The following is a 22,024-nucleotide window of genomic DNA, read 5'->3' as shown; positions in this document are numbered from 1 at the left end:
CTCGGCGATCCTCGAGTGGGGGCAGTGACGACGAACGGAGCGAGCGGATGAACGGCAGCCGGAGCAGTGGTGCGGGGACGATCGGACGAGTGACGGGCGGTGCCGGGCGGGAGCGCTTCCCGCAGCCCGCGTGGGAGGCGGGGCCGCTGAGCGGTTGGCGCGACGAGGAGGGCTCGGCCACGGCCGAGTACGCGATCGCGACGATGGCGGCGGTCGGCTTCGCGGGTCTGCTGGTGGTGATCCTCAAGGGCGACGAGGTGCGCGGGATCCTCACGGACCTGGTCACCCGGGCGCTCACCTCGGGGGGATGAGCGGTGCGGTGCCCGGGTGGTGCCCGCGCGGCGACGAGATCGGAGGAGGCCGGGATGCGGACCGGCGACGGTCGTCGAGGCGAGGACGGCTCCGCGACGGCCGAGCTGGCGGTCGTTCTGCCGGCGGTGGTGGTCGTGCTGGCGCTCTGCCTCGGCTCGGTGGCGGCCTCGGCGCAGTACGTCCGGCTGGTCGACGCCGCAGCGGACGCCGCCCGGTCGCTGGCCCGGGGGGACGATCCCGGGGCGCCCATCGCGCGGGTCGATGCGGGAGCGAGCGTCGCGACCTCCGCGGACGGCGGGCTCGTCTGCGTGGACGTCGCCGCGCGGCTCCGGCCGCTGCCGGCGCTGGAGCTGCCGGTCTCGGTCCGCTCCTGCGCGCTGGGCGGAGGGCGGTGATCCCCCGGCCGGAGCCGGACCGCGCAGGGGAGGACGGCTCGGCGGCGGTCGCCGCGGTCGGCGTCGTCGCGGGGACGATCCTCGTGACCGCGGCCGTGCTCGCCGGATGCGGGGGAGTCGCGGGGCACCAGCGGGCCGTCGCCTCGGCGGATGCGGCGGCGCTCGCCGCGGCGGACGTGGCCTCCGGGCTGCTGCCGGGCGAGCCGTGCGGGGAGGCCGAGCGCGTCGCGAGGGCGATGCGGGCGGCAGTCGCGGGCTGCGCGGTGGAAGGAGGAGTGGCGACCGTCGAGGTCGTCGTGTCCGTCGGGCCGCTCGCGCTCCCCGCCCGGTCGCGCGCCGGGCCGCCGCCGTGACGCTCCTCCCGCGACGGGGCGCGCCGACAACGGCTCCCGCCGCGCCCGGGGCGCAGCAGCAGCGCTCCCGAGCTCGACCGGGATGCCGGCGAGAGGCCGGTTGGTCCGATCGCCCCGGTGGGACCGGGGCTCAGTCGGCGCTGACCCGCAGGTAGCGGTAGGCCGCTGCGGTGGGCAGCGCGCCGGCTCCCTCGTCGTGCTCGAGCGCGCCGGCGAGGAGATAGAGGTAGCGGGTGCCCTCGCGGGCGGCCGGGATCTCGAGGCGGCCCGCCGGGGCCGTCGCCTCGCCGTAGGAGCGGCGGAGCGTCTTGCCCTCGAGCGGCCCGTCGAGGAACTTGGCGGTGTAGGCGGAGGTGGTCGGAGCGGAGGTGGTGTGCGTCGTTGCCATGCCCCTCATCATGCGCCGATCGCTGCGATCCGTCACCGGGTGCGGTCCTCCCGATTCGGCGGATTCCCGGGCGGCGGCCGGAGTGCTCCCAGCCCGCGGCGAGCGGACGACGGCGAGGGACGCCCGGAGTCAGTGTGTATGGTGTGCCTGTCGGGCGCCCCGAAGCCGACGCGAACGGATCGTCGTTCCTCCTGCGGACGCCGTGCACCGCCTCCCCGCCGAAGGGGACCCGTCGGACTCGCTGAGCGTCCGATCCGACAGCATCAATCGAGGAGAACTGTGTCCGGGACGAAGAAGCTGGTGATCGTCGAGTCGCCGGCGAAGGCCAAGACCATCGCCCAGTACCTGGGCGAGGGCTACGAGGTGCTCGCCTCCGTCGGGCACATCCGCGACCTCATCGAGCCGAAGAACCTGCCGCCCGAGCTCAAGAAGGGCGGGCTGGGCAAGTTCTCCGTCGACGTCGACAACGGCTTCGAGCCCTACTACGTCGTCTCCGATCAGAAGAAGAAGACGGTCGCCGACCTCAAGCGCGCGCTCAAGAACGCCGACGAGCTCTTCCTCGCGACGGATGAGGACCGCGAGGGCGAGGCCATCGCGTGGCACCTCCTCGAGGAGCTCAAGCCCAAGGTCCCCGTGAAGCGGATGGTCTTCCACGAGATCACCAAGGACGCGATCCAGACGGCCCGCGACAACACGCGCGACATCGACACCTCCCTCGTCGACGCGCAGGAGACCCGCCGCATCCTCGACCGCCTCTACGGCTACGAGATCTCGCCGGTCCTCTGGCGCAAGGTCGGGCCCGGCCTCTCCGCCGGCCGCGTGCAGTCCGCCGCCACGCGCCTCGTCGTGGACCGCGAGCGCGAGCGCCTCGCCTTCGTCTCCGCCTCCTACTGGGACCTCGCCACGGTCCTCGCCCCCGAGGCCGACGCCTCGGCGGCGTTCGACGCACGCCTGGCGCGCCTGGACGGCAAGCGGATCGGCAGCGGCCGCGACTTCGACGACCGCGGTCAGCTGAAGGGGGACGTCACCGTCCTCGACGAGGCCTCCGCCGGCGCCCTCGCCGACGCGCTGCGCGACCCGAAGACGCTCGTCCGCGTCTCGAATCTCGAGTCCAAGCCCTACTCGCGCCGCCCCGCCGCCCCGTTCACCACCTCGACGCTCCAGCAGGAGGCGGCGCGCAAGCTCCGCTTCTCGGCGCGCCAGACGATGAGCGTCGCGCAGTCGCTCTACGAGAACGGCTTCATCACCTACATGAGGACCGACTCGCCGAACCTCTCGCAGCAGGCGCTGAACGCCGCCCGCTCGCAGGCGGCCTCGCTCTACGGAGCCGAGACGGTCCCCGAGAAGCCCCGCCTCTACTCCGGCAAGAACAAGAGCGCGCAGGAGGCGCACGAGGCGATCCGCCCCGCGGGCGAGACCTTCCGCACCCCGGACCAGCTCGCCGGCACCCTCCGCGGGAACGACCACCGTCTCTACGACCTGATCTGGAAGCGCACCGTCGCCTCGCAGATGGCCGACGCCAAGGGCTCGACCGCGACGGTCACCCTGCTCGCCAACCCGGCCGGCGACACCGAGCGCACCGCCGAGTTCACCGCCTCGGGAACGGTCATCACCTTCCGCGGCTTCCTGCTCGCCTACGAGGAGGGCCGCGACGAGGAGCGCCACGGCGCCCGCGACGAGAAGGACGCCAAGCTGCCCGTGCTCGAGGTCGGCCAGAGCCTCGTCGTCGCCGAGGTCGAGGCCAAGGGCCACGAGACCTCGCCGCCCCCGCGCTACACGGAGGCGAGCCTCGTCAAGTCGCTCGAAGAGCTGGGGATCGGGCGCCCCTCGACCTACGCCTCGATCATCACGACGATCGTCGACCGCGGCTACGTCACGCCGCGCGGCACGGCGCTCGTGCCCAACTGGATCGCCTTCTCGGTGGTGCGCCTGCTCGAGGAGTTCTTCTCCGACCTCGTCGAGTACGACTTCACCGCCGCGATGGAGGGCGACCTCGACCGCATCGCCGGCGGCGAGGAGGACCGGGTCGACTGGCTGAACCGCTTCTACTTCGGCGGCGGCGACCAGCCGGGCCTGCGCCACGTCGTCGACAACCTCGGCGAGATCGATGCGAAGAGCATCAACTCGGTCCGGATCACCGACGACATCACCCTGCGCATCGGCAAGTACGGGCCCTACCTCGAGGTCGCCCAGGAGGAGGGACAGGAGACGCCGCGCCGCGTCAACCTGCCGCTCGAGCTGGCCCCGGACGAGCTCACGCCCGCGAAGGCGCAGGAGCTCGTCGACGCTCCTGTGCAGACCGACCGCGTGCTGGGCAGCAACCCGGACTCGGGCAAGACCGTCGTGGTCAAGGACGGCCGCTTCGGCCCGTACGTGACCGAGGTCGACCCCGAGCCCGAGACCACCGCGGACCCCGCCACCGGTGAGGTCGTCGAGCCCGTCTCCGCTCCTGCTGCGAAGCGCGGCGCGAAGAAGGCGGCCGCGGTCAAGCCGCGCACCTCCTCCCTCTTCAAGTCGATGGACGTCGCGACCGTCGACCTCGCCACCGCTCTGCGCCTGCTCGACCTGCCGCGCACCGTCGGCGAGGACCCGGAGTCGGGTGAGCCGATCACCGCGCAGAACGGCCGCTACGGCCCGTACCTGAAGAAGGGGACGGACAGCCGCTCGCTCACCAGCGAGGACCAGATCTTCGAGGTCGACCTGCCGACCGCGCTCGAGGTGTTCGCCCAGCCCAAGTACGGCGCCAAGCGCGCCACGAGCGCCCTCGCGGAGTTCGAGGCCGACCCGGTCAGCGGCAAGCCGATCCGGATCCGCGACGGCCGCTTCGGCGCCTACGTGACCGACGGCGAGACCAACGTCACGATCCCCAAGGGCCAGCCGATCGAGGAGATCGACTTCGAGCAGGCGGTGCAGATGCTCGCCGACAAGCGGGCGAAGGGTCCGGCGCCCAAGAAGGCCCCGGCCAAGCGCGCCCCGGCCAAGAAGCCCGCCGCGAAGACGACGGCGGCCAAGGCGACGGCGACGAAGACCACCGCCGCGAAGACCACCGCCGCGAAGACCACCGCCGCGAAGACCACGGCGGCGAAGGCGACCACGCCCAAGACGACGGCGGCCAAGACCACGGCGGCCAAGACCACGGCGGCCAAGACCACGGCGGCGAAGACGACGGCGGCGAAGACGACGGCCGCCAAGACGACGGCGGCCAAGACCACCGCCGCGAAGAAGCCGGCCACCACCCGCGCCCGCAGCACTGCGGCGAAGGCGACGGGCTCGACGGAGTCGTGACCGGGCTGTTCGTCACCCTCGAGGGCGGGGACGGCGCGGGCAAGACCACGCAGGCCCGGCTGCTCGAGGAGTGGCTGGGCTCGCGCGGTGAGACCGTGCGGCGCACCCGGGAGCCGGGCGGCACCGAGGTGGGCGTGCAGATCCGCGAGATCGTGCTGCACCACCGCGGCGAGATCGATCCGCGGGCCGAGGCGCTCCTCTACGCCGCCGACCGCGCGCAGCACATCGGCACCTTCGTCCGGCCCGCGCTCGAGCGGGGCGAGGTCGTCGTCCAGGACCGCTACATCGACTCCTCCGTCGCGTACCAGGGCGCCGGCCGGGTGCTGGACGCCGCGGAGGTCCGCTCCCTCTCGGAGTGGGCGACCCGCGACCTCCGCCCCGACCTCACCGTCCTGCTCGACCTCGATCCCGCCGTCGCCCGCACCCGGCTGGACGCCGCGCGCACCCGCTACGACCGGCTCGAGGCGGAGAAGGCCGAGTTCCACGGCCGCGTCCGGCAGGCCTTCCTCGACCTCGCCGCGGGCGACCCGGAGCGCTTCCTCGTCCTGGACGCGAGCCGCCCCGTCGAGGAGCTCGCCGCCGCGGTCCGCGCCCGCATCGAGCCCCTGCTCGGCGCCGGACCCCGCGACGCCCGGCCCGCTGTCGGACCTCGCGGTTAGCCTGGATCCGTGACCGTCTGGAGCCAGCTCGTCGGCCAGGAGCACGCCATCGGCGCCCTGCGCGACGCCTCGACCCCCCGCGACGAGAGGGGGCACGAGTCGACCTCGATGACCCACTCCTGGCTGATCACCGGGCCGCCCGGCTCCGGCCGCTCCAACCTCGCCTACGCGTTCGCCTCCGCGCTGCTCTGCCGCCGCGGCGGCTGCGGCGAGTGCCCGGACTGCGCGCAGGTCGCCGCGCGCTCGCACCCCGACCTCGCGGTCCTCGCCACCGAGCGTGTCATCATCTCGATCGAGGAGGTGCGCCGCCTCGTCTCGTCCTCGCAGTACTCGCCGTCGGTCTCGCGCTACCGGGTGATGGTCATCGAGGACGCCGACCGGATGAGCGAGCGCACCTCGAACGTCCTGCTGAAGGCGCTCGAGGAGCCGCCCGAGCGCACCGTCTGGATCCTCTGCGCGCCCAGCGAGGCGGACCTTTTGCCGACGATCCGCTCGCGGGTGCGCTCGGTGCGCCTGCGCGTCCCCAGCGTCGAGGACGTCGCCGGCCTGCTCGAGCGCCGCGACGGCGTCGACGCGGAGACGGCGGAGCGCGCCGCCCGCCAGGCCCAGAGCCACATCGGCATGGCGCACCGGCTCGCGACCGATGCGAACGCCCGCGAGCGGCGCGAGGAGACCCTGCGCATCGCCCTGAGCCTGCGCGGGGTGTCCGACGCGGTGCTCGGCGCCGCGCGGATGATCGAGGTCGCCACCGAGGACGCGAAGGCCTACACGCTCGAGCGCGACGAGGTCGAGCGCCAGCAGGCGCTGCGCTCGCTCGGCGTCGAGCCCGGCGGCACGATCCCCGCCCAGCTCCGCTCGCAGCTGCGCACCCTCGAGGAGGACCAGAAGCGCCGGGCGACGCGCAGCCTCCGCGACGGCCTCGACCGCATCCTCGTCGACCTGCTCTCGCTCTACCGCGACGTCGTGCGCCTCCAGCTCGGCGCCCCCGGCGGCGTGATCAACGAGGAGGTGCGGAGCGAGATGACGGCACTCGCCTCGGCCACCGCCCCCGAGCGCACGCTCGCGGTGCTCGACGCCGTGGCGGAGGCCCGGCAGCGCATCGACGCGAACGTCTCGCCCGTCCTCGCCCTCGAGGCGATGCTCGTGGTCGCCGCGCGGCGCCCGGTGGCCGCGTGAGGCGCCCGGGTCGCTGGTCGGCGCTCGCCGCGGTCGGCGCCGCGGTCGCGCTGCTCTCCGGCTGCTTCGCTCCCGGACCCTCGCCCGAGCGTACCTCCACCCCCGCCGCGCAGGCCGTCGACGCCGATCTCGAGCAGTTCTACGGCCAGGTCCTGGTCTGGGACGACTGCGGCGAGGGCATGCAGTGCACCGACGCGACGGTGCCGCTCGACTGGGACGCTCCGGCCGGCGAGACCGCCTCGATCGCGCTGGTCCGCCACCCGGCGACGGGCGGGGACGCGATCGGCTCCCTCCTGGTCAACCCGGGCGGGCCCGGCGGCTCCGGGGTCGACCTCATCCGCGACAGCCTGGACTTCGCCGTGGACGACGAGCTCGCCGCCCGCTTCGACGTGGTCGGCTTCGACCCGCGCGGCGTCGGCGCCTCGACCGCGGTGTCCTGCCTCGACGCCGCCGGACTCGACTCCTACCTCTACGACATCGTCCCGGGCGAGCGCGGCAGCGACGAGTGGATCGCCGCCCAGCGCACCGCCTCGGCCGCCTTCGCCGCCGCCTGCGAGGAGCGCAGCGGCGCACTGCTGCCCGAGGTCGGCACCACCAGCGCGGCCCGCGATCTCGACGTGCTGCGGGCGGCGCTCGGCGACGAGTCGTTGCACTACCTCGGCTACTCCTACGGCACCTTCCTCGGCGCCACCTACGCCGGCCTCTTCCCCGATCGCGTCGGCCGGCTCGTGCTCGACGGCGCGATCGACCCGGCCGCGACCTCGCTCGACGTCGTCCGCGAGCAGGCGATCGGCTTCGAGAGCGCCCTGCGCGCGTATCTCACCGCCTGCCTCGGCGGCGAGGGCTGCCCCTTCACCGGCACGGTCGACGAGGCGATGGCGCAGGTCGCCGCGATGCTGGAGCGGGTCGACGCCTCGCCGATCCGCGCCCAGGACGGTCGGCAGCTCGGCTCGAGCACGCTGCTCACCGCGATCGTCTACCCGCTCTACTCCGCCTCCTCCTGGGGCGGGCTGAGCGAGATGCTGACGGACGTGCGCCAGGGCGGCGCGGAGATCGCCTTCCAGTACGCGGACGCCTACAACGGCCGGACGGCCGACGGCGACTACAGCGACAACGCGACCGAGGCCTTCCTCGCGATCAACTGCGTCGACTACGCCTACGACGCCGAGACGGAGTCGATGCGGGCGGACGCCGCGGAGCTCGAGGCGGCGGCGCCGACGCTCGGCCGCTACCTCGCCTACGGCGACATCCTCTGCGGCGAGTGGCCGGCCGCCTTCGAGGGCTCGCGGGCGCCGATCACGGCGGAGGGCTCGGGCCCGATCCTCGTCGTCGGCACCACCAACGACCCGGCGACGCCCTACGTCTGGGCGCAGGCGCTGGCGGAGGAGCTGTCCGACGGGCACCTCGTGACCTTCGACGGCGAGGGCCACACGGCCTACAACAAGTCGAACTCGTGCGTGAACGACGCGGTCGACGCGTACCTGCTCAAGGGCGTCGTCCCCGAGGAGGACCCGCAGTGCTGACCGAGCAGGAGCGCCGCGGCGCGCCGGAGCAGCCGGGACTCCGGGAGCGCAAGCGCCTCGCGACCCGGCGCGCGATCGAGACCGCCGTGCTGCGGCTCGCGAGCGAGCGCGGGCCGGACCGCGTCACGATCGAGGACGTCTCGCGGACGGCCGACGTCTCCACGCGCACCTTCTTCAACTACTTCGCCTCGAAGGAGGACGCGCTGGTCGGCGGCCTCCCGGTGATCTCCGACGAGACGGCCGCCGCGTTCCTCGCGGGCGACGCGCCGCTCCTCGTCGATCTGCAGGCGGTCTTCGTCGCGGCGGCGGAGGTCCCGGGGGAGGAGGACCGCGAGCTGCACCTGCTGCGGCGCAGCCTCTTCCGCGAGCACCCGCAGCTCGTCGGCCTCAAGATCGCCGGCATGCGGGAGTTCGAGCTCGCGATCGAGGATCTGGTCGCCGAGCGCCTCACCCGCGGCGGGACGGACGCCGAGGCGGTGCGCAGCCGGGCCCGGATGCTCACCCTGCTCGGCCTCGCCGCCATGCGGCACGCCTGGGCCGGCTGGGTCGACCACGACGGTCGCGACGCGCTCCCGGGACTCATCGTGCACTCGTTCGAGGAGCTGCGCGGCGCGGTCGCCGAGTAGCCGGCGGGCCCCGCGCCTCGATTCACGCCCCGGCCCGCGAGCAGGCTATGCTGTGTAATCGTGTCCGGGGCCAGCGCCTCGCGAGCACGCCGCCTTAGCTCAGTCGGTAGAGCGTCTCACTCGTAATGAGAAGGTCGTCGGTTCGATTCCGACAGGCGGCTCCGCATTCCTTCCCGTGGTGCAGCCGTACGTGCAGCCGACGCCTCGGATCCCTCGAACGGATCCCTCGCCCCCAGGCCCCGTCGATCCCGTCCGGCTACCCTGGTTCGGATGACCGACACCCCGCCCCGCCGCCGACCGCGCGCCCTCGTGGCCGCCGCAGCCGTCGTCGCCGTGCTGCTGGGCGTCGGAGCCTTCGGCGCCGGGACGGCGATCGGCCGCACGGCGACTCCCGCCGCGGCGCCCACCGCCTCGGCACCCGCCGCCGCGACGACGACGGCCACAGCGACGCCGACGCCGACCGCCCGGCCCGCCGGCACCGAGACCGCCGAGGCGCTGCGCACCTGCTCCGTCGCCGAGCTCGCGGCGGACCCGCGCCTCGGCTCGATGCAGGCGCGGGTCGTCGATGCGGCGACCGGCGAGGTGCTCTTCGACCGCGGCGGCACGACCGCCTCGCGCACCGCCTCCGCCCTGAAGATCCTCACCGCCGCCAGCGCGCTCGCCGTCCTCGGCCCGGACACCCGGATCGCCACGACCGTGGTCGCGGGCGACGCTCCCGGCAGCGTCGTGCTGGTCGGCGGGGGAGACCTCACGCTGAGCCGGCTGCCGAGTGGTCAGGAGTCGGTCTACGCCGGCGCCGCGCACCTCGACGACCTCGCCGCGCAGGTCGAGGCTGCCTGGGACGCCGACCCGGCGACCGCGGGCACCAGGATCTCCTCGGTCGTGCTCGACGCCTCGCTCTACTCCGGCGACACCTGGCAGCCGAGCTGGAACCGCAAGGAGCAGACCGACGGCTACATGCCCGAGATCACCGCGCTGCAGGTCGACGGCGACCGGGCCGACCCGACCGCCTCCACCTCCCGCCGGGGCGACGACCCGGTCGGTCGCGCGGGCGAGGCCTTCGCCGGCGAGCTGTCCGGCTCGCCGACGGTGAGCACCGGCACCGCCCCGGCGGGCGCGCGAGTGCTCGGCACCGTCGAGTCCGCCCCGGTGAGCACCCTCGTGCAGCAGATGCTGCTCGTCTCGGACAACGCGATCGCCGAGATGCTCGCGCGGCTGGTCGCGATCCGGACGGGCTCCGGCAACGACTTCGGCGCCGAGCAGGCGGGCGTCCTCCAGGGCCTCGCCGGCTACGGAGTGGACACGGCCGGTATCACGATCGTCGACGGCTCGGGACTCAGCGACGACAACGCGGTGGCACCGGCGTACTTCACGAGCCTGCTGCGGAAGATTCAGGCCAGGGAGGGGCAGCTCGGCGTCCTCCTCGACGGCCTCCCGGTCTCGGGGCGCACCGGCTCGCTCTCCTACGCCGACCGCTTCGCCGGCGACAACGCGGTGGCCGACGGCGCCGTCCGCGCGAAGACCGGCTGGATCGACACCGGCTACACGCTCGCCGGCGTCGTCGACGCCCAGGACGGCACCGCGCTCACCTTCGCCGTCTACGCGCTCGGCGACGTCTCCGACTCGGCGAAGACCGCCATCGACACGCTCGTCACCGGCGTCTACCGCTGCGGCGGCGCGCTCTCCGACTCCTGACCTCCCACCCGCACCGCTCCCGCTCCCGTTCCGAGAGGACCACCATGACCACGGCACTCCTGATCGTCGACGTGCAGAACGACTTCACCGAGGGGGGCGCGCTCGCCGTCGCCGGCGGCACGCGTGTCGCCGAGGCGATCACCGCGCACCTGGCCGCGAGCGCCGGCCGCTACACGACGGTGCTCGCCTCGCGCGACTGGCACGACGGCGCCTCCGACAACGGCGGGCACTTCGCCGCCGAGCCCGACTATCTCGACACCTGGCCGGTGCACTGCGTCGCGGGGACGGCCGGTGCGGAGTACCACCCGGCGCTCGCGGTGGACGCGGTCGACGTGCACATCCGCAAGGGCCAGGGTCGGCCGTCCTACTCGGCCTTCGAGGGGACGGCGGACGACGGGGCGCCGGTTCCGGCGCTGCTCGAGCGCCTGGGCGTCACCGAGCTCGACGTCGTGGGGCTCGCCACCGACCACTGCGTGCGGGCCTCGGCCCTCGATGCGCGCGCGGCCGGCCTGGAGGTGCGCGTGCTCTCCGACCTCGTCGCCGGGGTCTCGCCCGAGGCGAGCGCCGCCGCGCTGCGCGAGCTGACCGAGGCGGGTGTGCGCGTCGAGGCCTCCTCCACCGTGCTTCCCTCCTCCACAGGGGCCGGTCCGTCCACAGGGGCGACGAACTCCTGAGGTGCGTCCGGGGGCGGTCGTAGACTGAGAAGCATCGTCGTGCGGGGTCCGCGCGACTCGATCCGCACAGGAAGAGTGTTCTCGTGAGTGATTCCGTCGTTCGAAGCGCCGCCGAGGCGGCCCTGCTCGCCCGCGTCCCGTCGCAGCTGCTCATCGGCGGCGCCTGGGTCGACGGCTCGGGCGGCGGCACGATCGATGTCGAGGATCCGGCCACCGGCGAGGTGATCCGCACCATCGCCGACGCGACTCCGGAGGACGGCCTGCGGGCGCTCGACGCCGCCGTCGAGGCGGGGCCGGCCTGGGCCGCGACCGCGCCCCGGAAGCGTGCGGAGATCCTCCGCCGCGCGTTCGACCTGCTGCAGGAGCGCAAGGACGACTTCGCCCTGCTGATGACGCTGGAGATGGGCAAGCCGTTCGCCGAGGCGCTCGGCGAGGTCGCCTACGGGGGCGAGTTCCTCCGCTGGTTCAGCGAGGAGGCGGTGCGCATCTCGGGCCGCTACGGCGTGAACCCGGAGGGCACGGGGCGGATGATCGTCTCGCAGCACCCGATCGGCCCGTGCTACCTGATCACCCCGTGGAACTTCCCGCTCGCGATGGCGACCCGCAAGATCGCCCCGGCCCTCGCCGCCGGCTGCACCGTCGTGGTGAAGCCCGCCGAGCTGACGCCGCTGACGACGCTCGCCTTCGCGGCCCTGCTCGCCGAGGCGGGGGTGCCGGACGGCGTCGTCAACGTCGTCACCACCTCTTCGGCCGGAGCGGTGTCGGCGCCGATCCTGTCGGATCCGCGGCTGCGCAAGCTCTCCTTCACCGGCTCGACGCCCGTCGGCCGGACGTTGCTGCAGCAGGCCGCCGAGGGCGTGCTGCGCACCTCGATGGAGCTCGGCGGGAACGCGCCGTTCGTGGTCTTCGAGGACGCCGATCTCGACCGCGCGGTCGAGGGCGCGATGCTGGCGAAGTTCCGCAACATCGGCCAGGCCTGCACCGCCGCCAACCGCTTCTTCGTGCACGAGTCGATCGCTGAGGAGTTCGCAGCCCGCGTCACGGAGCGCGTCCGCGCGCTGACCGTCGGCCGCGGCACCGAGGCGGGCATCACGATCGGTCCGCTGATCGACGACCGCGCGGTCGAGAAGGCGGCCTCGCTGGTTCAGGACGCTGTCGAGCGCGGCGCCGAGGTCCGCGTCGGCGGGCACGGCATCGACGGAGCGGGGCACTTCTACGAGCCGACGGTGCTCGCGGGGGTCGCGGCCGGCAGCGAGATCCTGCGCACCGAGATCTTCGGCCCGGTCCTCGCGATCGTGCCGTTCAGCGACGAGGACGAGGCGGTCGCCCTCGCCAACGACACCGAGTTCGGGCTGGTCTCGTACGTCTTCACCCGCGACCTCGCCCGCGGGCAGCGGATGATCGAGCGGCTCGCCACCGGGATGATGGGTCTGAACGTCGGCGTCGTCTCGAACGCCGCGGCGCCCTTCGGCGGCGTCAAGCAGTCGGGGCTCGGCCGCGAGGGCGGGCTCGAGGGCATCCACGAGTACCTCAGCACCAAGTACACGCTCACCCCCGACCCGTTCGCCTGATCCGTGGAGCTGATCGAGATCCGCTCGCTCGGGGACCCGCGGCTGCGCGACTACGCGCATGCCACGGACGTCGCGCTGAAGAACGCCCGCGGCCCGCACGGGCTCTACCTCGCGGAGTCGGCGCTGGTGCTCGAGCGGGCGCTCGCCGCCGGGCATCGGCCGCGCTCGGTGCTCTCGCTCGGCGGCTCGGTCGAGGAGGCCGAACGGCTGCTCGGCGACCGCGACGTGCCGGTGTTCACCGGGCCCGGCGAGCTGCTGGCCGAGCTGACCGGCTACACGCTGCACCGCGGCCTGATCGCCGCGCTGGACCGGCCGGTGCTGGCCGACCCCGCGGAGCTGCTCGCCGGCGCGCGCCGCGTGGTCGTGCTCGAGAACGTGGTCGACCCGACCAACGTCGGCGCGATCTTCCGCTCGGTCGGCGCGATCGGCGCCGACGCCGTGCTGGTGACCCCGCGCTGCTCCGACCCCTTCTACCGCCGGGCGATCCGCGTCAGCATGGGCACGGTGCTCCAGGTGCCGTGGACGCGCGTGGGTGACTGGCCGAGCACGCGCGCGCTGCTGCACGAGGCCGGCTTCACCATCGCCGCGATGGCGCTCACGCCGGACGCGGTGCCGCTGCGCGAGTTCGCGGCAGCCGCCCCGGAGCGGGTCGCGCTCGTGCTCGGCACCGAGGGGGAGGGGCTCACCGCGGAGGCACTGGCCGCCGCGGACGTCGCGGTGCAGATCCCGATGCGGCACGGGATCGACTCGCTGAACGTCGCGGCGGCGAGCGCGGTGGCGATGTGGGCGCTCGCGGCGCTCTGACCCCCCGTCAGGGCCGCGGCCCGTCGTTCCGCGCACCCCGGACGCCCCGGTCCGAGCGCCTGCGCTACGCTCGCCACGAACCCGGCCGGCACCGCTCCTCCGGCGCCGTGCCGCCCTCCGCCGCCATCCACTCCCGAGGTCGTCCATGTCCGAGCGCTCCCGGCTCCGCGCCGCCCGCCTGCCGTCGGCCGTCGCGGCCGTGCTGCTGCTGGCCCCGCTCGCGGGCTGCGCGCTGGACCCGGCCGAGGTGCCCGACTCCGGTGCCACGCCCGCGCGGACGATCCGCGCGACCGAGCCGACGCCCGTCGCGACCGGAGCGGTGACCGAGGGTGATGAGGTCTCCCAGCTGATCACCCGGTGCCTCGCGCGCTACGGCCTGAACGAGCGGCCCGCCGCCCCGGACGGCTCCCTGAGCGAGTCGGAGTGGCTGGCCGCGCAGGAGGCGATCACCGACTACGACCGCACCCTCACCGACTGCTCCGCCGAGGCGCTCTCCACCGACGCGCCCGCCCCGACGATCGCCCCCTGATGCGCGTCGAGGGCTGCGCGGCGCTGGTCTCCGGGGGAGCCTCGGGTCTCGGAGCCGCGACGGCGCGGGCCCTCGCCGAGGCAGGAGCGCGCGTCGTCGTCCTCGATCTGCCGACGGCGCTCGACAGCGCCGACCTGCCGGAGTCGATTCTGCGGATCCCGGGCGACGTCCTCGACGCCGACGCCGTCCAGCGGGCCGTGACGGCCGCCGAGGGGCTGCGGATCGCGGTGACCTGCGCCGGCGTCGCCACGCCGGGCCGGCTCCTCGGCCGTGACGGGCCGCTGGCGCTCGACGCCTTCGAGCGGGTCCTCCGGATCAACACCGTCGGCACGCTGAACGTCCTGCGGCTCGCGGCGGCCGCGATCGCCGAGGGCGAGCCGGTCGAGGGGGAGCGCGGGGTCCTGATCACCACGGCGTCGATCGCGGCCTTCGAGGGGCAGATCGGGCAGGCGGCCTACGCCGCCTCGAAGGGCGCCGTGGCCGCGCTGACCTTGCCGCTGGCGCGCGAGCTGGCGTCCGCGCTGATCCGCGTCGTCTCGATCGCGCCCGGCACCTTCGACACCCCGCTGCTCGCCGGGCTGCCGGAGGCGGCGCGCGCCGCCCTCGGCGAGGCGGTGCCGCACCCGGCCCGGCTCGGCCGGCCGTCGGAGTTCGCCGCGCTCGTGCGCCACGTCATCGAGAACCCGATGCTCAACGGCGAGGTGATCCGCCTGGACGGCGCGCTGCGGATGCCGCCGCGCTGACCGGGCTGCGGGCCGCGCTCAGACCAGCAGCTGGTGCTTGGCCAGGTCGCGGTAGAGCGGCGTCGTCTCGACGAGCTCGGAGTGCGTGCCGATCCCGACGACCTCGCCCTTCTGCAGCACCACGATCTGGTCGGAGTCGACGACCGTCGAGAGGCGGTGCGCGATGACGAGCAGCGTCCGGTTCTCGGCCACGGCGTCGATCGCGAGCCGCAGTCGCTGCTCGTTGAGCCCGTCCAGGCTCGAGGTGGACTCGTCGAGCAGCAGGATCGGCGGGGCCGCGAGGAGCGCGCGCCCGATGGCGAGGCGCTGGCGCTCGCCGCCCGAGAGCATGACGCCGCTCTCGCCGACGGGGGCGTTCAGGCCGAGCGGGTTGCGCTCGAGCACGTCGGTGAGGTTCACGGCCTCGAGCACCCGCAGGCAGTCCTCGTCGGAGGCGTCGGGGCGGCCGAGCACGAGGTTCTCGCGGAGGGTGCCGGCGAGCACCGGCGCGTCCTGCTCGACGTAGCCGATCTGGGCGCGGAGGGCGTCGCGGTCGATGGCGGTGATGTCGACGCCGCCGAGCCGGACGACGCCGGCCTCGGGGTCGTAGAAGCGCTCGATCAGCGCGAGGATCGTGCTCTTGCCGGCGCCGGACGGGCCGACCAGGGCGGTGCGCTTGCCGCGCGGGACGGTGAACGAGACGCCGCGCAGGACGGTGCGGTCGCGGGCGTCCTCGTCGGCGTCGAGGGCCTTCTCGTCGTAGGAGAAGACGACGTCGTCGAAGGCGATCGCGGAGTCCGCGACGCCCGGGCCGAGGCCGCCGCCGTCGCGCTCGCCGTCGCCCTCGATCGGCAGGTCGATGATCTCCTGGATCCGCCCGAGCGCGCCGAGCGCCGAGTTGACCGAGGTGATCGCGCCGATGAAGTTGCCCAGCGGCATCACCATCATGAAGAGGAAGAGGATGAACGACACCAGCTGCGCGATGTCGATCGCGCCGGAGGCGACGCGGTAGCCGCCGACGCCGAGCACGGCGAGGAAGGCGACTTGCATCGCGATGCCGGCCACCGGGACGACGAGCGCCGAGATGTGCGCGACGCGGATGCCGAGGCGGTAGGCCTCGGTCGCGTGCGTGTCGACGACGGCGATCTCGCGATCGGTCGCGCCGGCGGCGCGGATGGTGCGGACGGCGCTGATCGCGCGCTCGACGGCGGCGGCGAGGTCGCCGACCTTCTCCTGGGCCTTCCGGCTGGCGACGCGGATGCCGCGCCCGAGGGTCAGCGCCGCACCGAGGGCGACGGCGACGACGACCACGATGATCAGCAGCAGTACCCAGTCGATGATCGCCATGGCGACGATCGCGCCGACGAAGAGCAGCGAGCCGGCGATCGAGTCGACGAGGCCCTGGGTGAGCACGGCGCGCAGCAGCGTGGAGTCGGAGCCGACGCGGGAGACGAGGTCGCCGGTGCGGCGGGCGTCGAACTCGCGGATCGGCAGGCGGAGCAGCCGCGCGACGAGGCGGCGGCGGCTGGAGAGGACGATGCCCTCACCGGTGCGCTGGAGGAGGTAGTGCGCGAAGCCGGAGATGAGGCCGGAGGCGACCACGAGGACGAGGAGCGCCCAGACCAGCGGGCCGAGGTCGAGGCCGTCCTGCACGCGGGTGATGACCTGGCCGACGACGAGCGGCTGGGCGAGGCTGGCGGCGGCGCCGAAGAGGCTGAGGACCACCACGACGGAGAGGATGCCGCGGTGCTCGAGCAGGTAGGGGACGAGCTGCGCGAAGGAGGCGCGGGGTCCGTCGTCCTTGCCGCGGCGGGGGCGCCGTCCGCCGCGCGTGCTCTCCGTGGTGCTGCTCATCGCTCGTTCGTCCTCGCTCACGCCTTGCCGTACTTCTTGTGGACCGCCGTCCATCTTGCCCCTTCGTGGCTGCGAACCGGCCCTCGATCGGGACGGGAAGCCGTGGTGATCGAGTGGCCCGCGGAGCGGGCGCATCGAGATCCACCGGCGTCAGAACGCGAGTCCGCAGAACCGCCCTCTTGGGGACGGTGGGTCTCGATACGCCCCTGCGGGGCTACTCGACCAGCATGAAGGGTCGAACGGCATGAAGGGGTCGACCGGCATGAAGAGTCGACCGGGATAAAGGGCCGACCGGCATGAAGGGTCGACCGGCATGAAGGTCGGCCGGCATGAAGGGTCGACCGGCATGAAGGGCCGGCGCCGCTTCCTTTCGCACGGGCCCGGAGACAGGTCCGGCCCGCCGGGGGAACCGACGGGCCGGACGTGCAGGGCAGGAGCGTCCTACGACACGTTGTCGTGGTACGCCGTGTGCTGGGTCTCCTTCGAGAGCAGCAGCGCGATCAGCGTCAGCACCGCCGCGCCGCTGAGGTAGAGGCCCACCAGCAGCGTGCTGCCGCCGGCCGACTGCCAGAGCGCCACCGCGATGATCGGCGCGAGCGCCGCTCCGAGGATCGACGCCAGGTTGTACGACATCGCCGAGCCGGTGTAGCGGACGTTGGTCGGGAACAGCTCGGGCAGGACGGCGCCCATCGGGCCGAAGGTGAGGCCCATCAGCGTGAAGCCGAGGATCAGCACCGCCATCACACCGGCGAAGCCGCCGCTGAACAGCGGGACGAAGAGCAGGCCGAAGACGAGGATCGCCGAGGTGACGACGAGCAGCGTGCGACGACGGCCGAACTTCTCGGCCAGCGGGCCGGAGACGAGCGTGAAGATCCCGAAGAAGACGACGCCGACGATCAGCATGATCAGGAAGTCGTTGCGGCTGTAGCCGAGGCCCGGGGTCGCCGCGTCGGAGGGCGTGGTGCCGTAGGTCAGCGTGAACGTGGTCATCAGGTAGAAGAGCACGTAGGTCGCCAGCATGATGAACGTGCCGAGGATGAGCGGGCGCCAGCTGGTCTTGAAGACGCGGGCGAGCGGCAGCTTGGCCACCTCGCCGTTGTCGACGACCTTCTGGAACGCGGGGGTCTCGACGAGCTTGAGGCGCACGTAGAGGCCGACGATCACCAGCACGGCGCTCGCGAGGAACGGCACGCGCCAGCCCCAGGCGGCGAAGGTCTCGTCGCTCATGGTGCTCGCGAGCACGAGGAAGAGCACGTTCGCGACGATGAAGCCGATCGGGGCGCCGAGCTGGGGGAAGGTGCCGTAGATGGCGCGCTTGTTCGCGGGGGCGTTCTCGGTCGCGAGGAGGGCGGCGCCGGACCACTCGCCGCCCAGGCCGAGGCCCTGGCAGAAGCGCATCACGACGAGCAGGAACGGAGCGAGGAACTCCCAGCCCGGCGTGAGGGCGGTCGGCAGGCAGCCGATCAGGAAGGTCGCGATGCCCATCGTGAGCAGCGAGGCGACGAGGGTCCCCTTGCGGCCGACGCGGTCGCCGAAGTGGCCGAAGATGATCGACCCGATCGGGCGGGCGATGAAGGCGACGCCGAAGACCGCGAAGGAGGCGAGGAGGGCGACCGCCGGGTCCTCGTTGACGAAGAAGAGCGAGGGGAAGACCAGGACGGCGGCCGTCGCGTAGGCGTAGAAGTCGTAGAACTCGATCGAGGTGCCGATGAGGCTCGCCAGGATGACCCGGCCCCGGGAGTTCTGCGGGGCGGCGGCGGGAGCGTCGGCTGCGGTACGGGAAGAAGACATGGAAGAGGGCTGCTCCGGTGGAGGGGTCTCCCGGTGCCGGCGGGGGCGGCGTCGATCGGGCGCTGCGGGCCGCGGGGGCCGAGGGGGAGGAAGGGTAGGGCCGCTCGTGACGACCCGCCCACTTTACTCCGGGTCTTCTCAGCAAGAGCGCCTCTCCGCGAAGTGCGCCGACGCCCCCGACAAGGGGGGCGTCGGCGCTCGGGGTCGCGTCTAGCCGCGCAGCTCGCGGAGGACGAGCGCGGTCGCGATCGCCGCCTCCGCCGCCTCGCGGCCCTTGTCCTCCTTCGAGCCGGGCAGGCCGGCGCGGTCGATGCCCTGCTGCTCGGTGTCGAGGGTGAGCACGCCGAAGCCGACCGGCTTGCCGGTCTGGATCGAGACGTTCGTCAGGCCCGAGGTCGCCGCGTCCGAGACGTACTCGAAGTGCGGGGTGCCGCCGCGGATGATGACGCCGAGGGCGACCACCGCGTCGGCGCCGGCCTCGAGGGCGGCCTTCGCGGCCACCGGCAGCTCGAACGAGCCCGGGACGCGCACGAGCGACCAGGAGGCGCCGGACTCGTCGAGCGCGGCCTTCGCGCCGGCGATCAGCCCGTCGCTGATCTGCTGGTGCCAGGTCCCCGCGACGACGACGACGCGGAGGCCGCTCCCGTCGACGGTGGAGGTGGTGGGGGCGCCGCTACCGGCCATGGCTTACTCCTTCGGTGTCGCGCCGGAGGGTCCGGCGTCGAGGGGGTCGAGTCCGACGAGGGGGTCGAGATCGCTGAAGTGGCCCATCCGGTCGCGCTTGGTCGCGAGGTAGCCCTGGTTGAAGGCGCCGACGCCGGCCACCAGCGGCACGCGCTCGGACACGGTGATGCCGCGGTCGGTGAGCTGGCGCACCTTCTCCGGGTTGTTGGTGAGCAGGCGGACGTCGGTGACGCCGAGGTCCTCGAGGATGCCGACGGCGGCGCCGTAGTCGCGGGCGTCGGCGGGCAGGCCGAGGGCGAGGTTGGCGTCGAGGGTGTCGAGCCCGTCCTCCTGGAGGCGGTAGGCGCGGAGCTTGTTGATCAGGCCGATGCCGCGGCCCTCGTGCCCGCGGAGGTAGATCACGACGCCGCCGTCGCGCTGGATCGTGTCGAGTGCGGCGTCGAGCTGCGGGCCGCACTCGCACTTCAGCGAGCCGAAGGCCTCGCCGGTGAGGCACTCGGAGTGCACCCGCACGAGCGTGCCGTGGCCGTCGCCGATCCCGCCGGCCACGACGGCGACGTGGTCGGCGCCGGTCTGGCGGTCGCGGTAGGCGCGCAGCTGGAACGGCCCGTGCGTGGTGGGCACGGTCGTCTCCACCTCGAAGATCACCCGCGGGGTGTCCCGGGCGGGCTCCACGCTCGAGGCGTCGAGCTCGGCGTGGTGCTCCTCGAGGTAGGCGATCAGGGCGGCCACCGTGGTGACCGGCACGCCCTCGCGCTCGCCGAGGGCGATCAGGCCGGGGAGGCGCATCATCTCGCCGTCCTCCGCCACGATCTCCGAGATGGCGCCGACGGGCTCGAGCCCGGCGAGCTTCATCAGGTCGACGGCGGCCTCCGTGTGGCCGTCGCGCTCGCGCACGCCCCCCTCGACGGCGCGGAGCGGCAGGATGTGGCCGGGCCGGTGCAGTCGCGCCGGGGTCGCCTCCGGGTCGGCCAGCACGCGGAGCGTGTGCGCGCGGTCGGAGGCGCTGATGCCGGTGGAGAGGCGGTCGGCGGCGTCGACCGAGATCGTGTACGCGGTGCCGCGCGGGTCCTCGTTGTCGACGACCATCAGCGGCAGCTCCAGGCGGTCGGCGATCTCGTTCGTCATCGGCGCGCAGATGAAGCCGGAGGAGTGGCGCACCATCCAGGCGATCGTCTCCTGGCTCGCGAGCTGGGCCGAGACGATGACGTCGCCCTCGTTCTCGCGGCCCTCGTCGTCGGCGACGATGATCGGCCGGCCGGCGCGGAGGGCCGCGACGGCCTCGGGGATCGTGGCGAGGCTCATGCTCGGCCTCCTTCGTCGGCGGCGGACCGCAGCGCGAGCATCCGCTCGACGTGGCGGGCGAGGATGTCGGTCTCGATGTTGACGCGGTCGCCGACGGCGCGGGTGCCGAGGGTGGTGGCGGCGAGGGTCTCGGGGATGAGCGAGACCTCGAACCACTGCTCCGGCTCGGTGGCGGGGCTGATCGCCGAGACCGTCAGCGAGACGCCGTCGACCGCGATCGAGCCCTTGTCGGTGACCAGGGGAGCGGCCGCGGCCGGGAGGGAGAAGCGCAGCACGCGCCAGGCGTCGCCGGGCGTGACCGCGAGCAGCGTCGCGGTGCCGTCGATGTGGCCCTGGACGATGTGGCCGCCGAGGCGGTCGCCGACCAGCGCCGCGCGCTCCAGGTTGACGGGGTCGCCGACCGCGACGCCGTCGAGCGTGGACATCCGCAGGGTCTGCGCCATCACATCGGCGGTGAAGCCGTCGTCCGACTGGTCGACCACGGTCAGGCAGACGCCCGAGACCGCGATGGAGTCGCCGTGGCGTGCGCCCTCGACGGCCAGCGGGCCGCGCACGGTCAGGCGGATCGCGTCGGTCCCTGACGAGACGGCCGTGACGACGCCGACCTCCTCGATGATTCCGGTGAACATCAGGACTCCTTCTGCAGGGCGGGCTGCCGGTGGGCGGGGGAGCCCGGCCGGGCGGTGACGAGGAGGTCGCCGCCGAGGACCTCCACGGAGCGGAGGTCGAGGCGGTGCGCGCTGGCGATGCTCTCGACGCCCAGGTCGTCGAGGGCGAGCCGCGGGCCGCCGAGCAGTGCCGGGGCGAGGTAGACGAGGAACTCGTCGACGAGACCGTCGGCGACGAGGGCGGAGGCCAGAATCGGGCCGCCCTCGACGTAGACGTGGCGGATCTCGGCGTCGTAGAGGCGGTCGAGGACCGCCGCGAGGTCGTGCGTGCGCTCGAGGACCGGGGGGCGCGGGTGATCGAGGACGCGGGCGCCGACGGGGACGCCGCGCTCGCCGACGACGACGGGCAGCGGCTGCTCGGCGAGGAGCTCGCCGGCGTCGCCGCGGGCGGTGAGGCTCGGGTCGTCGGCGAGGACCGTGCCGGTGCCGACGAGGATCGCGTCCGCCGCGGCGCGCTGCTCGTGCACGCGCTGCCGGGCCGCGGCGCCGGTGATCCAGCGGCTGCTGCCGTCGGCGGCGGCGGTGCGGCCGTCGAGCGTGGACGCCCACTTGAGGGTCACCCAGGGGCGGCGGCGGCGGGTCGCGGCGAGCCAGATGTGCAGGAACTCCTCCGCCTCCTCGGCGAGGACGCCCTCGATCACCTCGACGCCGGCCGCGCGCAGGGTGTCGCCGCCGCCGGCCGAGCGGTCACCGGGGTCGCCGACGGCGTAGACCACGCGGGCGACGCCGGCGTCGATCAGGGCCCGGCTGCAGGGGCCGGTGCGACCCGTGTGGTTGCAGGGCTCGAGGGAGACGACGGCGGTGGCGCCGGTCGCGGCGCCGGGGGCGAGGGCGGAGAGGGCGTCGACCTCGGCGTGCGCGGTGCCGGCGCCGTGGTGCCAGCCCTCGGCGAGCACGGTGCCGTCCGGCGCGAGCAGCACGCAGCCGACGCGCGGGTTCACGCCGCGCGCGGGGCCGCGCTCGGCGAGGGCCAGCGCCCTGCGCATCGCGTGCTCGAAGTCGATCGTCAT

General features: G+C 73.8%; 21 protein-coding genes and 1 tRNA gene. 15 read left to right on the top strand and 7 right to left on the bottom strand.

Features of this window, described 5'->3' with window-relative positions; all coding sequences use genetic code 11:
* The first annotated feature begins 47 nt into the window (after positions 1-47).
* The 3 genes from EDF22_RS12260 to EDF22_RS12250 are packed head-to-tail and all read left to right on the top strand — an operon-like array spanning position 48 to position 1,060.
* Complete coding sequence (locus tag EDF22_RS12260; protein WP_123705199.1) at positions 48-311, top strand: DUF4244 domain-containing protein; 264 nt, start codon at positions 48-50, stop codon at positions 309-311.
* A gap of 54 nt (positions 312-365) precedes the next feature.
* A complete protein-coding gene (locus tag EDF22_RS12255) occupies positions 366-707 on the top strand; it encodes a TadE family type IV pilus minor pilin (protein WP_123705198.1) in 342 nt (113 codons plus the stop codon).
* The gene (locus EDF22_RS12250; RefSeq protein ID WP_260303441.1) at positions 704-1,060 is read left to right on the top strand and encodes an Rv3654c family TadE-like protein; all 357 of its coding nucleotides are present in this window, start codon (positions 704-706) and stop codon (positions 1,058-1,060) included. Before EDF22_RS12255 ends, EDF22_RS12250 begins: the two co-directional genes overlap by 4 nt.
* A 130-nt stretch (positions 1,061-1,190) precedes the next feature.
* On the opposite strand, the gene EDF22_RS12245 is transcribed toward EDF22_RS12250, so the two are convergent.
* Positions 1,191-1,448, bottom strand: a complete 258-nt coding sequence (locus EDF22_RS12245) for a hypothetical protein (RefSeq protein WP_123447682.1) — start codon at positions 1,446-1,448, stop codon at positions 1,191-1,193.
* Positions 1,449-1,727: 279 nt separating this feature from the next.
* On the opposite strand from EDF22_RS12245, the gene topA reads away from it, so the two are divergent.
* The 12 genes from topA to EDF22_RS12185 all read left to right on the top strand — a co-directional run bounded on the left by topA (position 1,728) and on the right by EDF22_RS12185 (position 14,733).
* Positions 1,728-4,733, top strand: coding sequence for a type I DNA topoisomerase (topA, locus tag EDF22_RS12240; protein WP_123705197.1), 3,006 nt, complete (start codon positions 1,728-1,730; stop codon positions 4,731-4,733).
* Complete coding sequence (gene tmk, locus EDF22_RS12235) at positions 4,730-5,392, top strand: dTMP kinase (RefSeq protein WP_123705196.1); 663 nt, start codon at positions 4,730-4,732, stop codon at positions 5,390-5,392. Before topA ends, tmk begins: the two co-directional genes overlap by 4 nt.
* A 9-nt stretch (positions 5,393-5,401) precedes the next feature.
* Positions 5,402-6,568 (top strand): DNA polymerase III subunit delta', encoded by a 1,167-nt coding sequence (locus tag EDF22_RS12230; RefSeq protein WP_123705195.1) that lies wholly within the window; start codon positions 5,402-5,404, stop codon positions 6,566-6,568.
* Positions 6,565-8,091, top strand: a complete 1,527-nt coding sequence (locus EDF22_RS12225; protein WP_185038889.1) for an alpha/beta hydrolase — start codon at positions 6,565-6,567, stop codon at positions 8,089-8,091. The genes EDF22_RS12230 and EDF22_RS12225 overlap by 4 nt, the downstream gene beginning before the upstream one ends.
* Positions 8,085-8,717, top strand: a complete 633-nt coding sequence (locus EDF22_RS12220) for a TetR/AcrR family transcriptional regulator (RefSeq protein ID WP_185038886.1) — start codon at positions 8,085-8,087, stop codon at positions 8,715-8,717. The genes EDF22_RS12225 and EDF22_RS12220 overlap by 7 nt, the downstream gene beginning before the upstream one ends.
* 88 nt (positions 8,718-8,805) lie before the next feature.
* Positions 8,806-8,878 (top strand) — tRNA-Thr (locus EDF22_RS12215).
* A 109-nt stretch (positions 8,879-8,987) separates the two neighbouring features.
* Positions 8,988-10,412 carry a D-alanyl-D-alanine carboxypeptidase/D-alanyl-D-alanine-endopeptidase gene (dacB, locus tag EDF22_RS12210; RefSeq protein WP_123705194.1) on the top strand — a complete coding sequence of 475 codons (1,425 nt, stop codon included), beginning with the start codon at positions 8,988-8,990 and terminating at the stop codon, positions 10,410-10,412.
* Positions 10,413-10,456: 44 nt separating this feature from the next.
* On the top strand, positions 10,457-11,086 hold the full coding sequence (locus EDF22_RS12205) for an isochorismatase family protein (protein ID WP_123705193.1): 630 nt from the start codon (positions 10,457-10,459) through the stop codon (positions 11,084-11,086).
* Positions 11,087-11,169: 83 nt separating this feature from the next.
* Positions 11,170-12,657, top strand: coding sequence for an NAD-dependent succinate-semialdehyde dehydrogenase (locus EDF22_RS12200; protein ID WP_123705192.1), 1,488 nt, complete (start codon positions 11,170-11,172; stop codon positions 12,655-12,657).
* Between the two features lie 3 nt (positions 12,658-12,660).
* Entirely contained in the window at positions 12,661-13,461 is an 801-nt protein-coding gene (locus EDF22_RS12195; RefSeq protein ID WP_123705191.1) for an RNA methyltransferase, read from the top strand.
* 145 nt (positions 13,462-13,606) lie between these two features.
* Positions 13,607-13,990 (top strand): hypothetical protein, encoded by a 384-nt coding sequence (locus EDF22_RS12190; protein ID WP_123705190.1) that lies wholly within the window; start codon positions 13,607-13,609, stop codon positions 13,988-13,990.
* Entirely contained in the window at positions 13,990-14,733 is a 744-nt protein-coding gene (locus tag EDF22_RS12185; protein WP_123705189.1) for an SDR family NAD(P)-dependent oxidoreductase, read from the top strand. The genes EDF22_RS12190 and EDF22_RS12185 overlap by 1 nt, the downstream gene beginning before the upstream one ends.
* An 18-nt stretch (positions 14,734-14,751) precedes the next feature.
* Here the strand turns inward: EDF22_RS12185 and EDF22_RS12180 are convergent, their stop codons facing one another.
* The 6 genes from EDF22_RS12180 to ribD all read right to left on the bottom strand — a co-directional run bounded on the left by EDF22_RS12180 (position 14,752) and on the right by ribD (position 22,024).
* Positions 14,752-16,566 carry an ABC transporter ATP-binding protein gene (locus EDF22_RS12180; RefSeq protein ID WP_123705188.1) on the bottom strand — a complete coding sequence of 605 codons (1,815 nt, stop codon included), beginning with the start codon at positions 16,564-16,566 and terminating at the stop codon, positions 14,752-14,754.
* A gap of 441 nt (positions 16,567-17,007) precedes the next feature.
* Positions 17,008-18,357, bottom strand: coding sequence for an MFS transporter (locus tag EDF22_RS12175; protein ID WP_123705187.1), 1,350 nt, complete (start codon positions 18,355-18,357; stop codon positions 17,008-17,010).
* A gap of 210 nt (positions 18,358-18,567) precedes the next feature.
* Positions 18,568-19,041, bottom strand: a complete 474-nt coding sequence (ribH, locus tag EDF22_RS12170; RefSeq protein WP_123705186.1) for a 6,7-dimethyl-8-ribityllumazine synthase — start codon at positions 19,039-19,041, stop codon at positions 18,568-18,570.
* Positions 19,042-19,044: 3 nt separating this feature from the next.
* Positions 19,045-20,346 (bottom strand): GTP cyclohydrolase II, encoded by a 1,302-nt coding sequence (gene ribA / locus EDF22_RS12165; protein WP_123705185.1) that lies wholly within the window; start codon positions 20,344-20,346, stop codon positions 19,045-19,047.
* Positions 20,343-20,975, bottom strand: a complete 633-nt coding sequence (locus tag EDF22_RS12160) for a riboflavin synthase (protein WP_123705184.1) — start codon at positions 20,973-20,975, stop codon at positions 20,343-20,345. The genes ribA and EDF22_RS12160 overlap by 4 nt, the downstream gene beginning before the upstream one ends.
* Positions 20,975-22,024, bottom strand: a complete 1,050-nt coding sequence (gene ribD, locus EDF22_RS12155; RefSeq protein WP_260303440.1) for a bifunctional diaminohydroxyphosphoribosylaminopyrimidine deaminase/5-amino-6-(5-phosphoribosylamino)uracil reductase RibD — start codon at positions 22,022-22,024, stop codon at positions 20,975-20,977. Before ribD ends, EDF22_RS12160 begins: the two co-directional genes overlap by 1 nt.

It is taken from the genome of Rathayibacter sp. PhB127 (assembly GCF_003751665.1).
Taxonomy (GTDB): domain Bacteria; phylum Actinomycetota; class Actinomycetes; order Actinomycetales; family Microbacteriaceae; genus Rathayibacter; species Rathayibacter festucae.
This window is presented reverse-complemented; position numbering and strand designations above follow the sequence as displayed.

What these genes read in the sequence shown, in the direction of transcription:
- EDF22_RS12180 (WP_123705188.1), bottom strand. Translation starts at nt 16,566, where the DNA reads ATGAGCAGCACCACGGAGAGCACGCGCGGCGGACGGCGCCCCCGCCGC.
- EDF22_RS12205 (WP_123705193.1), top strand. Translation starts at nt 10,457, where the DNA reads ATGACCACGGCACTCCTGATCGTCGACGTGCAGAACGACTTCACCGAG.
- EDF22_RS12185 (WP_123705189.1), top strand. Translation starts at nt 13,990, where the DNA reads ATGCGCGTCGAGGGCTGCGCGGCGCTGGTCTCCGGGGGAGCCTCGGGT.
- EDF22_RS12245 (WP_123447682.1), bottom strand. Translation starts at nt 1,448, where the DNA reads ATGGCAACGACGCACACCACCTCCGCTCCGACCACCTCCGCCTACACC.
- EDF22_RS12175 (WP_123705187.1), bottom strand. Translation starts at nt 18,357, where the DNA reads ATGTCTTCTTCCCGTACCGCAGCCGACGCTCCCGCCGCCGCCCCGCAG.
- ribA (WP_123705185.1), bottom strand. Translation starts at nt 20,346, where the DNA reads ATGAGCCTCGCCACGATCCCCGAGGCCGTCGCGGCCCTCCGCGCCGGC.
- ribD (WP_260303440.1), bottom strand. Translation starts at nt 22,024, where the DNA reads ATGACGATCGACTTCGAGCACGCGATGCGCAGGGCGCTGGCCCTCGCC.
- EDF22_RS12160 (WP_123705184.1), bottom strand. Translation starts at nt 20,975, where the DNA reads ATGTTCACCGGAATCATCGAGGAGGTCGGCGTCGTCACGGCCGTCTCG.
- ribH (WP_123705186.1), bottom strand. Translation starts at nt 19,041, where the DNA reads ATGGCCGGTAGCGGCGCCCCCACCACCTCCACCGTCGACGGGAGCGGC.
- EDF22_RS12255 (WP_123705198.1), top strand. Translation starts at nt 366, where the DNA reads ATGCGGACCGGCGACGGTCGTCGAGGCGAGGACGGCTCCGCGACGGCC.
- EDF22_RS12190 (WP_123705190.1), top strand. Translation starts at nt 13,607, where the DNA reads ATGTCCGAGCGCTCCCGGCTCCGCGCCGCCCGCCTGCCGTCGGCCGTC.
- EDF22_RS12260 (WP_123705199.1), top strand. Translation starts at nt 48, where the DNA reads ATGAACGGCAGCCGGAGCAGTGGTGCGGGGACGATCGGACGAGTGACG.
- dacB (WP_123705194.1), top strand. Translation starts at nt 8,988, where the DNA reads ATGACCGACACCCCGCCCCGCCGCCGACCGCGCGCCCTCGTGGCCGCC.